Source organism: Vibrio sp. SBT000027 (assembly GCF_963894355.1).
In the GTDB taxonomy this organism is placed as follows: Bacteria; Pseudomonadota; Gammaproteobacteria; order Enterobacterales; family Vibrionaceae; genus Vibrio; species Vibrio splendidus.
The window spans coordinates 382,618-395,089 of the sequence record NZ_CAWQGD010000001.1 but is presented as its reverse complement, the minus strand read 5'-3'; the positions used below and the strand labels follow the sequence as shown (position 1 = coordinate 395,089).

The window sequence follows — 12,472 nt, the reverse complement described above, 5'->3', positions numbered from 1 at the left end:
GAGATCACATCCACCTATCGAATCTCAAGACAACAATATGTGCTCTCTAAACATTGATACGAATACCCGTTCTCAAACGATTCAAATGACGGTTTGACTGTGTGCTGCTAAAGAGTGTTTCATTCTTCCCTACAAGCTCAAACGGGGCTGTATAAAATCAATAAACGCCGAGATACGTTTAGAGACAGAGGACGACTTGTAATAAACCGCATTCACTCGCTCTCGGTCTGTGTTGGCAAGTTTGCCTTGTTCCAGAATAGGGATTAAACGCCCTGCTGCCATATCTTCCTGCACCATAAACCCCGATAAACAAGCAATCCCATTTCCAGCTAAGACTAGTTGACGCACGGTTTCACCATTACTGGCTGTCACAGTAGGCGCGACATCACTTTGGTTTGGTAAAGGCCAATGGTTAAGCACTTTGTTACCCGCAAATCCCACAATTTGATGCGAACTCAAATCTTCAGGTTTGGTGGGCAACCCACGCTTAGCGAGATAACCAGGTGACGCCACAATATGGAGTAAGCTTTTACCTAACGGTCGAGCGTGCAGTGTTGAATCGGACAGCTTACCGATTCGAATCGCAACATCAGTTCTCTTTTCGAGAAGATCAACGAAGCCTTCGTTGGAAGTGAGTTCCAACTCAATGTCTGGGTAAGCCTCTTTGAATGACTGCACCAACGGCACTAGCTGATGGAATACGAATGGACTGGCGGCATCGACTCTTAAACGACCTTTTGGCAACTCTCCGCGCGACACGATTTCTTCTTCCGCGCTCTGAATCATCTGTAATCCCACCCTGACTGAATCGACAAACTGCCGTCCTTCCTCCGTCAATTCCACGCGTCTCGTTGTTCGGTTGAATATTGAGACGCCGAGTTGCGACTCAACCTTACTCACCGAGCGAGACACCTTGGCGACCTGCACATCCAGCGCCTCTGCCGCCGCAGAAAAACCACCAGCATCGACAACGGTGAGTACCATTTCTAAATCATCTGAACGGGTTAACATAAGGCTCCTTCGCTATCTTCATTTTGTTTAATGTCATCTCGCTTGTGCTCATCACAGCTCAAATCACGGTGTCTTTTCGATCTCATCAGCTTAATCCAATGATCGGCTAACTCTCCAATTATTGCAAATAACACAAAGGTTATTTGTTAATGATGGCATTTTTCACAAATATATTTTGCTAGATAATCCTCGCCATCAAACGAAGCGCTCCTATTGCAGTCACAAGCTGCCCCATTTTATCGCGCTCGGTATTTAACAAAGAACAGTAAGAGAGATGATTATGCCATTAGCATTACTCGCATTGACGCTCAGCGCCTTTGCCATCGGAACCACAGAATTTGTCATCGTAGGCTTGATTCCTACCATGGCGAGCGACTTGAATGTATCTCTGCCATCGGCAGGCCTATTAGTCAGTTTATATGCGCTTGGCGTTGCTATTGGCGCACCAGTCTTAACGGCATTAACCGGCAAATGGAATCGTAAAGCGGTGTTGCTGACCGTGATGGCATTGTTTGTCATTGGTAACTTATTGGCGTGGCAAGCTCCAGGCTATAACACGCTGATCGCCGCACGAATCTTGACTGGCCTTGCCCATGGTGTGTTCTTCTCGATTGGGTCGACCATCGCGACAGGTTTGGTTTCAAAAGATAAAGCAGCCAGTGCTATTGCGATCATGTTTACGGGTTTAACGGTTGCATTGGTAACCGGCGTACCACTGGGCACTTATATCGGCCAAACCTTTGGCTGGCAAGCGACCTTCTTGATCGTTGCTCTGCTTGGTCTTATTGCTCTTATCGGTAGCGCTATCTTGGTTCCAAGCAACCTTAAGCAACCACCTGCGGCGAAGATTTCGGCACAGCTAAAGGTTCTAACTCAACCACGCTTACTGTTGGTTTACGCTATCACAGCACTAGGTTATGGCGGCACATTCACAGCGTTTACGTTCCTTGCTCCAATACTGGAAAACGTATCAGGGTTTGATTCGAGCTCAATCAGCTTAATTATGTTGGTCTACGGTGTGTCAGTAGCGGTCGGTAACATCTGGGGCGGTAAAATGGCCGACAAGATGGGCCCAATTAAAGCACTGACCGTTATCTTCTCTGGTTTAGCCGCAGTACTGGTGGTATTCAACTTTACCGCAGTAAACCCTTACGCAGCTGTTGCCACCATTTTGGTTTGGGGTGCATTCGCATTCGGTAACGTTCCGGGACTACAAGTGTATGTTGTGAAACTGGCTGAGAAATACACACCTGACGCAGTCGATGTCGCTTCTGGGTTGAACATTGCAGCCTTCAACGTCGGTATTGCATTGGGCTCATGGGGTGGTGGTTTGATTGTCGCGAAATCTGGATTAATGAACACCCCTTGGGTAGGTGCTGTGATCGTTTTGATCGCTCTTGTTCTGACTCGATTCAGTGGTGCGTTAGATAAGAAGCAAGCACAACAAGCTGTTCCATCTAGCATCTAGCATCTAGCATCTAGCATCTAGCATCTAACATCTAACATCTAACATCTAGCAAGAATAGAAAAAACAAAGCCCGAACCTAGGTTCTAATGCCGTTCGGATAAGCATTATTGCTTGAACCTGAACGGATATTTGGCTGGGACAAAGAGGACTGAACGTGGAAACGTTCGGTCCTTTCTTTTATCTGGAAGAATGAAGTGACTCAAACTGTCTCTCATCCTTTTCAGTTTTACAGGTAGAGTTCCGTCTGGACTTAAAGCTAACCAACGTAATTGCGCATCAATAAGGTTAATTGCGGCGGTAAAACTGACCCTAGTCGCTCGAACCCCGGCTTCTGAAGCTATCTTAACCATCTCTAATCGCACTAAGTTATAGGCAAGTAATACGCCCCAAAGCTCTTGCTTCACACCGGCAGAAAAACGACTTCGTAAAGTGACGTGACTTTGCAGTTGAGTCTGTTTAATTTCACCATAACCTTCTTCTATCTCCCAGCGTTGCCAATAAATACGCAGCAGGCTTTCTAGCGAGTATCTACTAGGGTCTGTAAGTGAAGTAATAAAACCTTTTATCTCACCTTTTGGCTCTTGATATAGGATTAGTCTGGCTTCCCAACGTGCGGGTAAATTCGGATTCTGCCGTTGAGCTTGAGGAGAGATGGGCATTGAGATGAGCATGTCGTTCTCCGCATATTTCTCCAACACTTCATAGCGTAGCTTACGTTTTGCAGGCATTAACCAGTGAGCATTTTCCGCACTCTCTTGCCACGACAACAAGAGGTCTGCCGAGAAATAACAACGATCAAATAAGGTCAATGAATGTGCGGGGATATCATTGAATAGACGCTTAGCTAAGGTCGTTTCACCGACATGACAGCCATCAAAAGCCGCACCCATAATCATTCGTGTTTCTGTTGACATCAAAGCGACTAAACGAAGTTGAGGATAAGGTTTCAATTTTTTAGAGATGAACCCAAATTCTTCAGCGTTCTCTGGGGAATCTTGGCACCTAAATGTTGTTCCATCGACAGCAAGAACATTAAGCTCTAAGTCCTTATCTTGTTGAAGGATATCTCCGTTCCAAGCCTTTACCGTTGTGTGAAACAGAGCCGCTAACGGACTCTCATCTAGACGTCGGCGTGAATCAGTTAGGACACTGGGCGCAACACGAGACCAGCTATCTTCAGGTTTAGGCTGAAGTGCAATGTCTAATGAACTGCATACCTCTTTGATAGACATGTTGCGTTGCAGCCCCATCCAAATAACTAACCAGACAGCTTGCTGAGCGGGAAGTCGGCGTCGTCATATGCTCGCTTTATTGGTTTCAAGAAGAGCTTGTTCTATCCACTCAATCTGAATGGCGTCGACGACAGATTCATAATTGTCGGCATCTTCAATGGTCTCGTGTGCCATTGCTAATTCTTGTTCAAGCATAAAAAATCCCCATCAACGTTGTTGATGGGGATTATCTGCTAACTGCAAGATCGTTCAAGTCTTCTTAAACGATCGGCATTAGAACCTAGGTTCGGGCTTTGTCATTTAAATCTGATTATTGTCCGTTATCGATCGCTTTCAGCACTTTACATGGATTACCGACTGCAACCACATTGGCTGGGATGTCTTTGGTCACCACACTGCCTGCGCCAATCACGCTGTTTTCGCCAATGGTGACACCGGGGCAAATGATCACACCACCGCCAAGCCAAACATTGTCGCCAACATTAATCGGTGTGCCAAACTCAACTCCCTCTTCAACTCGGCCTTTCACATCAAGTGGATGACCTGCGGTAAGGATTTGAACGTTCGGACCAAGCAGCACATTATCGCCAATGGTCACTTCAGCCACATCCAAAATCACGCAGTTAAAGTTAGCGTAGAAGTTCTTGCCCAGCTTGATGTTCGAGCCGTAATCACAACGAAATGGAGGTTCTAGATGCGCGTTTTCACAGCCCGGAATGAGCTCTTGCGTTGCCGCTTCCCATTCGGGTGTGTCTGGAATACTGTTATTGAGTTTTTGAAGCACCTTACGACATTCGATACGAGCTGAATAAAGCTCTTTATCCCAAGCCTGATAAGGTTCGCCTGCTAGCATTTTTTGTTTTTCTGTTTTCACGTTACTTACCTGTTCTCGCATCACTTAGCTATTTTCATATTACTTAGCTAGTTTCACATTACTTAACTGTTTTCACATTACTTAACTAATGGTGGTCAATTCATCGACCAAAAAACGCAATATCGCACATCTAAATAACAGTGAATAAGGAGTGTTTGAGCTTGGTTTAAGAGATGCGCAGCTCGTCACTTTTTGTAGGTGAAATATGAAATGCGAACAGTGCTAATTTAGCTTCGCTATCGAATCACGTAACACCAAACTGCCAGTGGTATTGATGGTGGTCGCTTGCTCTGTTTCACCGACAATTTGCAGGATCGCCTTTTGCGTCATTTGCTCTAATGGCACACTGACAGACGTTAAGCTTGGCGTTAGAAATTCGCCCACTTTACTGTTATCAAAGCCAACAATAGAGATGTCTTTCGGTAATGAATATCCCAGATCCGTTAACGCCTTAATCGCGCCAATCGCCATGTCATCGTTTTCAGACAAGATCGCAGTGAAGCTTGCTTTGCTTTCCACTAAAGCTTGCGCGGCACGGTAACCACTCTCCATTGTCCAATCGCCCTGAACGACATTAAGTTCATTCACTGCAATACCGTGCTTGGTTAACACATCTTGATAAGCTTGGTAACGTTGTTCATCCGTTGAAGAACCCGCTTTACCACGAATTACCGCAATCTCTGTATGTCCCTGCTCTATGATGTGTTCAACCATCAAACAAGCACTTTGATAGTGATCTGTAGTGATAGCGTGATTGGGCTTCGACGGCATTTCACGATTGAGCACCAAAATTGGTGTATCAGTGCTTTCGATGATCTGAGTAATCTCGCTTTCCGTTAAGCACTGCGGATAAATGATGATACCCGCGCATTTCATGTCGAGTAGGAAATTGATCGCCTTTCTTTCGTCTTCAGCGCTGTGTTTGCCATCGGTGATCACCAATTGGTGATTTGACTTTTCACTGTAGGAAGCGGCGTGATACATCAAGGAAGAAAAGTAAGGGCCATTGAACAACTCATTAGTGATCACGAAGCCGATGAAGTTGGTCTTCTTGGTCGCCAATTGCTGGGCCAACAAGTTCGGTCGATAACCTGTTTCTTGAATCGCATCAAATACCTTTTTCACCACATCTGGGCGCACGATGTTCTTGCCATTTAAGACACGAGAAACGGTCGATTTAGATACGCCTGCGCGGTTCGCGACATCAAGCATGGTTACCATTCGCTTCTTTTCCTTTATAAAAAATTAGCCGACATAGGCCGACTAATTCATTGCAAAATGACAGCTCACAGTTCACATAACTGCGCTGGGAAATGCATTCTAAATAGTGGCACCGTTAGATGCAATCACGCCTTTATACCACTCGAACGACTTCTTGCGCTTGCGTTCTAGTGAGCCAGACTGATCGTTGTGTTTATCTACGTAAATGAATCCGTAGCGTTTTTTCATCTCACCCGTGGTGAACGACACTAAATCGATACAGCCCCAAGGGGTATAGCCCATCAAATCAACACCATCAATCGCAACGGCTTTTTTCATCTCTTTGATGTGGTCGCCAAGGTAAGCAATGCGGTAGTCATCATTGATGCTGCCATCTTCTTCGATGGTGTCGACAGCGCCAAAACCATTCTCAACGATGAACAGTGGCACTTCATAGCGCTCATAAAGAGACGCTAAGCAGTAACGTAGGCCTGTTGGGTCAATCGGCCAGCCCCAATCACTTGATTGGATGAACGGGTTATCGACCGAGTTTTCATGACCGCCGTCCATCGCTTCTTCTGTAGATTGGTGAGAAGAAGAATCCAAGGTATTCGACATGTAGTAGCTAAAGCCAAGGTAATCCGCTTTACCTTCTTTCAAGATTTGCTCATCTTCAGGCTGCATTTCAATGTTGAAGCCTTTGATTGCCCAGTCACGCTTGGCGTAATTTGGGTAGTGACCACGCACCATCACATCCGAGAAGAAGTAACGATCACGCATCGCTTGCTGTGCCACCATGATGTCTTCTGGCTTTGAAGAACGAGGGTAGAAAGGCACCATCGCACACATTGCACCGATTTGAAGATCTGGGTTAATTTCGTGACCTTTCTTAACCACTAAAGCACTTGCCACAAACTGGTGGTGAACCGCTTGATACATCGCCTCTTGCGGCTTTTCACATTGTGGGAACTTCACGCCAGAGCATAACCAGCCAAAGATATCTGCCGAAGTATTCATCTGGTTATTTATCTCATTGAACGTCATCCAGTACTTCACCTTGTGCTGGTAGCGTTCCATCACTGTGGTCGAATACTTAACGAAGAAATCGATCACTTTACGGTTCATCCAACCGCCGTATTCTTTGGCTAAGTGGTAAGGTATTTCAAAATGGCTCAGCGTTACCACAGGCTGAATGTCGTATTTCAACAGCTCATCAAACAGATCATCGTAAAATGCTAAACCCGCTTCACACGGCTCGGCTTCATCGCCATTAGGGAAAATACGGGTCCAAGCAATACTGGTACGGAAGCACTTAAAGCCCATCTCAGCAAATAACTTAATGTCTTCTTTGTATCGATGGTAGAAATCAACAGCGACTTGGTTTGGGTAGTTTTCGCCATCAATCACACCATCGGTGATTCGACGTTGCACGCCATGAGCGCCAGCTGTTAATACATCAACAACACTTACACCCTTGCCATTCGCATCCCAGCCGCCTTCTAGCTGATGCGCAGCAACCGCACCACCCCATAAAAAATCGTTCGGAAATTCGTTGTTCATACCATTACTCGCTACAAGTTATTCGTGAAAAAGATCAGAATTTGAGCTGCGATTACAACTCTCAAACCGATTTCAATAAAAGCAAAGATACAGACTGAAACCGGTTTCAGCAAGGTGGTTTTGATCTTTTTTTGATCACGAAGTGGGATCTAAGGAAAGTACTCATGGTTGATGGATAACGTTCGAGAACGCCTACACAGAATGCAAAAAAGCCAGTTCAATGAGGATTGAGCTGGCTTTGTGTTGTTAGAGAAAAAGAATAAATCAGACTACGACAATGGCAACTGACGGATCATCTGCTGAACCTCATTACCATATTTTATTCGTTGTCGTGTCTCTTCGAGTGCGTACATTTGCGTCTTCTTGGCTGCAGGGTTAGCACTTCGACCTTCCGTAACCATGGTATCTGCTGATGACTTTTCTTCATCTAATCGCCCTGGTATCGTTTTAACCGATGACCAACCTAAACCACCAATCGAGCGCGCCGTCATTATGCCTTGATAGATGGTATAACCTCGGGCGCCCACTTTGACTTGTCCAAGAAGAATCTTGGTAAATCCACCATGGATTGGAGGAGGCGTGTACGTCATCGTCTTACCGCCCTGCGTCATTCTGGTCGCAATCACCTGCCCCTTAGAGCTGCCTATGCGCATCGCTGGGTTCGTTTTAGAGGCCCACGCAAGATTGTACTCACCGGAAGGTCTAATCTTGTTCATCAAACGAGAACCAAGGCCGGGCTGAGTGACATCTTCCAATGCCCCACCCGCTCTTACCCAACGTAAGTTCTGAACCGACTTGTAGGCTGAATATCCGCCACTTACCACACCAATGATATCGAATGGAATGGTCGCAATATCGAGTTTATGAGAAATATCCCCATCATCGATAACTCCCGAGGCAATTTGTAGCGCACCACTAGTCATACCTGCAATACCACCGATAATACCTGCAGCCAATACCAAGCTAGAACCACCGGTTGGTGCCGCCAATGCAATACCCACAATACCCGCGATCACACCAAAAGCACCAAACAAGATCTTACTGATATTCAGGTGTCCGCTTGGGTCGGTGAAGTTAATCGGATCGTTATGGCAGTACACATAAGCATTGTGAACCCCCTCATTGAAAGGGGCCAAACTGTCCGGTGCATTGAAGCGCATCAACTTCGGCTGGTAAACGCGATAGCCTTGGCCTAGATGGTAGCCTTGCAGTACAGGATCCAACCACTCGCCATTAAAGCCAATCTCCGAATGAGAGATGGTCATCGACTGCGCCATAGCCAAACGAACCGAAGTCGGAAGCAGTGAGATGCCACCAGCCACAGCTGCAGTTTGACCAATTTTAATCAGGAACTCACGTCGATTAAGTGGGGTAATAAATACCGAGTCTTTATTGTTCATTTGCATTCCCCGCTTGATCACGTTGCCCATATGGAGAGTAACGGTACATAGACCCTGTTTTACCCGACGTATTTGACGCGATCACCGAACCATTTTGATCCGTTGCCAATAACGTGGTTTCCGAGTCCATCTCTGACCATTTAGGCACTCCTTCGTGATAGATATACTGAGTGAGTTTGCCATTTTCCTCGATCGAAGCGAGGTCACCCCATAGATAGTTAAAGTGACGCGATTCAGAAACGGACTGTTGTGTAGACAGTCGGTCGTTGCTGTCATATTGATAGAGCCATTCGGTATTATCAGCTAACACACGCTGTAATCGGTCGAAATTGTCGTATTCCAGAATTCGACCATCCGCATCTTGAATCATGTTGCCATTCAAGTCGTATTTCACTGTTACCTGACCGTCGAGTTGTGGGTGGGAATGAGTAATACGAGTCAACTGGCAAGGGTCATCTGACTCATAAAAGTAACGAGCGAAATCCTCAGATTCAGTAGTCGCTGTGCGTTGCGTCAGCATGTTACCTAACTCATCATAGCTCCAATCAATAGACGTCATAGGCTGAGACCAATCGCTCAGTGGGCCCGCGCCGAAAAACTCGACTTTCGTCAACTGAGAAAGATCATCATAGGTATAGATTTCCGTCAGATTACCTAAAGTTGCACACTCCTTTTTACGAGAATTAAGCAGCCCTAACGCGTTATATTCTTGTGATTGCTCAAAGATATAATTATCGTTCAAGGCTATAGCTCGGTTGACTTCGCGACTATATTCATCCCATTCGAGTTCAGTGACTTGGGTTTGACTGCCCGATATCAGTGTTTCTAGTATCACTCGATCAAACTCATCATATTCGTAGTAAACCGTTGTTGAATTTGAACTCAACTTCACTAATCGTCCGAGTTCATCGTAACCATACTGGCGAGTGTCCGTGTCACTATCAATTGCAGTGATAACCCCACCATCGGAGTAGCTGTAATAACGAGACTGACCATCATTCACCTCGGCTTCAGGTAAGCCTTTCGTCGAGTAGGTAATGGTACTTTGATTGCCTTCACTGTCCTGACTCCCTGTCGGTAAGCCGGATATTGGGTCATGACTGTAACTAGAAGCCTGCCCATCAGACGACTTAGCACTTAGCACACCCAATTGGCTATCGCGAGTAAATAGCCTTGTTGGGGCTGCCATGCTGGTTTCAGTTTCTGGGATATTGCAGCTATCCGCGTAAGTCCACGCCAATGAAGCTTGGGGACTCTCTCCTCTGCGCAGGGATCGCGGTCGTCCCAATCCATCAATATCGCGTTGCCCTAAAGTCACCCCACCAATTTTCAGGTCTACAACTTGTGACTGATCGGTATGTTCAGCGTAAGTGATATCTTGATCGACACCGTTCGCTTGAGTCATGCGAATCACACGATCAAAACGGTCGTAATGGTAATGCTTGGATCGAGCGAGAGGATTCGTTTCTCTAATCAATCTTCCCCATGAGTCGTACTCATAATTCCAACTGTTGATGCCTTGCTCTTTTTTCTCTTCTAGCCCCCAGCTATTCAGAGAACTGACCGTCATGGTCAAACCTTCAATACCTTGGGTTTTCTTACGTGAGGCAAGATTATTGAACTCGACACGACGCTTTCCATTCGCTAACAGAGTCGCTTTAACCTGATCCCACTCATCGTATTCATAGCTTTCTGTTAAAACCACAGGCGCAGATCTAGAATGGCGATCAGGCAGCACATCGTAGGTACTCTTGCTTTGGAGTCTGCCCAACGCATCGTACATTTTTGTCCATACGACCGAGCTACCAACTTTAGCCTCTAATTCACGTCCTTGACCGTCCCAGCTTTGTTCACACAAGTTGCCTTTGCAATCCGTTAGCAACAAGGTTTGTCGACTCATACCAGTATCAACAATGTATTGATACGAACGGGCTGCACTTCCTTCAATCCGTTCTTCAGTAGTTCTACGAAGCGAATCATAAGTAAATGCACAGCTAACTCCGTCTGAATCGACATGACGCGCGAGTTCTCCAATATCAAGGTAGTGCCCAACCGCAAGATTGGTTTTCGTATTGTCGTGACAGGTCAGCTCTTCGTGTTCTTCAAGGACATCGCTATCCAACTCATAGCGATAGTGAGAAACAGCAGAATACGTGCCGTTAGGATGAAGAATGTCATTTTGGACTGAAGCCAATCGGCCGAAAGAGTAAGTCTCACCAGTATCAGTTTGATAAGCGTAATGGCTTCTATAACGTTGGACGTCTTCTTCCAAACTCAGAACCACATCACGATGGCCATTCAGCCCCTCAAGAGAAGCGTATTGATAAGAGATCACTCTCTGTTCTGAGCCATTGTTGAGCGTACGAGATTTTACGAAATTCACCATGGCAGTAGGCGATGCAGGACAACCTGCCTCACCATTTTTAGCGTAGTATTCGTAACGTTCTGCGATGTCATTCTCATCAACGAACTTAAGCATGTTGCCATATTCGTCGTAATCCCATAATCGACTTTGAGCTTGGCTATCCGATCCAGAAAACCAGATTTGTTCCTCTTTACTGATCAAAGAATACTGAGCAGGTTGATCCGAAAACTGCTGGTTATCAATCGCTGGGTATTCCAGCCTTTTCAAATGAACAAGGTCTCCGTTTACCTGCCGGGCTTCTTCAACGAGTAAGTGAAATTGATTGTATGTTTGAGCGGTGACAATAGAGCCATTTTCGATTTTTTGTACGCGATAAGTATATTCGTAACCACGTTCAAGTAAGTTATCAAGCCCTTCACTTAATTCACCGCCACGTACACCGTAACCCATGAAATTGCGGCTATCTGTACCAACACTGTCGTAGGTTGTGGTAATAACTGGCGAATTAAGGGTGAGGACATCGTGTGCAGTAACGGCTGGTAAGTAAGTCATTGAATTGACTCGAATACCATCAGCCTTATATCTCAAACGCTCGGTCAAGCCACAAGGATGGTTTACCTCATTGATTAACGTATATGAACCAATGCTTTCATAACCGAAACTATAGCTACCTGCTTGTTCTGGTAAATTGCATTTGACGAGCTTGTTATTGCTAAGAGTAAGACTGAAGTAAGCTTCATGGGCACTGCCAATATTAGTAAAAATATTAACGCACCCTACCGAGATATACTCAACCCATAAAAGTGCGGTCTGTTTGGTTGTTCTGTCATCCCAAACTTTATCTAAGCGCTTATTTTGTCCCACGTTGAGCCAAGAAAAGTAGAGAGCATGACCATTGCTTTGGGTGATCTTAATGATGTCGCCATCTTTATCTAAAAGATCAGTACGTCCATTTTTATACGTGATTTCATAACCATTCGCGCTAGACGATACCGAAAAATCGAGCAGTTTCTTGTAACGAATACTCATCTCTATATTGGCGTTTAATTCAGCACGGTAGGATTGCCCATTTGCAAGATAGAGCTGTTGGTTCTCGATGTCGTATCTTGGGAGATTCAATTTCCAGCCTTTACCGAAACCAAGGTTGTCCGTCGAGTAAGGTGAGAATTGAATGGATATATCGAGGTTTGGTCCCTTAAGCCAGTTACCAATAAGAGAGCCAAGTAAGATTTGATATGAATAGCTTCTGGTTCTTTGGTCTACGCCGCCCGAACAAAAGCTATCAAAGTTAAAAGCGTTTGAAGTCCAATTAGACATAAATTTCCCCTAAAGTGAATGAGTTAGCCCAAATGGCTGAGCTAA

7 protein-coding genes and 1 pseudogene are annotated in these 12,472 nt (G+C 45.5%); 1 reads left to right on the top strand and 7 read right to left on the bottom strand.

The annotated features are described in order from the left end of the window. Window positions 1–129: 129 nt before the first annotated feature. Complete coding sequence (locus AACU28_RS01725; RefSeq protein ID WP_121602210.1) at window positions 130–1,011, bottom strand: LysR family transcriptional regulator; 882 nt, start codon at window positions 1,009–1,011, stop codon at window positions 130–132. A gap of 280 nt (window positions 1,012–1,291) precedes the next feature. Between AACU28_RS01725 and AACU28_RS01720 the strand changes: the two genes are divergently transcribed. Continuing rightward, window positions 1,292–2,479 (top strand): MFS transporter, encoded by a 1,188-nt coding sequence (locus tag AACU28_RS01720; protein ID WP_017062388.1) that lies wholly within the window; start codon window positions 1,292–1,294, stop codon window positions 2,477–2,479. A 104-nt stretch (window positions 2,480–2,583) separates the two neighbouring features. Here AACU28_RS01720 and AACU28_RS01715 read toward each other — a convergent pair. From AACU28_RS01715 to AACU28_RS01690, 6 genes and pseudogenes are all read right to left on the bottom strand, one after another. Then, a pseudogene (locus tag AACU28_RS01715) lies at window positions 2,584–3,906 on the bottom strand (IS4-like element ISVbsp1 family transposase). A gap of 115 nt (window positions 3,907–4,021) precedes the next feature. Then, window positions 4,022–4,585: a sugar O-acetyltransferase gene (locus AACU28_RS01710; protein WP_017102277.1), complete on the bottom strand. Its 564-nt coding sequence runs from the start codon at window positions 4,583–4,585 to the stop codon at window positions 4,022–4,024. 222 nt (window positions 4,586–4,807) lie between these two features. Then, window positions 4,808–5,806, bottom strand: a complete 999-nt coding sequence (locus AACU28_RS01705; RefSeq protein WP_121602209.1) for a LacI family DNA-binding transcriptional regulator — start codon at window positions 5,804–5,806, stop codon at window positions 4,808–4,810. A 99-nt stretch (window positions 5,807–5,905) separates the two neighbouring features. Beyond that, complete coding sequence (locus AACU28_RS01700; RefSeq protein ID WP_121602208.1) at window positions 5,906–7,345, bottom strand: 6-phospho-beta-glucosidase; 1,440 nt, start codon at window positions 7,343–7,345, stop codon at window positions 5,906–5,908. Between the two features lie 269 nt (window positions 7,346–7,614). Next, window positions 7,615–8,745, bottom strand: a complete 1,131-nt coding sequence (locus tag AACU28_RS01695; protein ID WP_017081371.1) for an RHS repeat-associated core domain-containing protein — start codon at window positions 8,743–8,745, stop codon at window positions 7,615–7,617. After that, window positions 8,735–12,427, bottom strand: coding sequence for an RHS repeat domain-containing protein (locus AACU28_RS01690; protein WP_121602207.1), 3,693 nt, complete (start codon window positions 12,425–12,427; stop codon window positions 8,735–8,737). The genes AACU28_RS01695 and AACU28_RS01690 overlap by 11 nt, the downstream gene beginning before the upstream one ends. Between the last annotated feature and the right edge of the window lie 45 nt (window positions 12,428–12,472).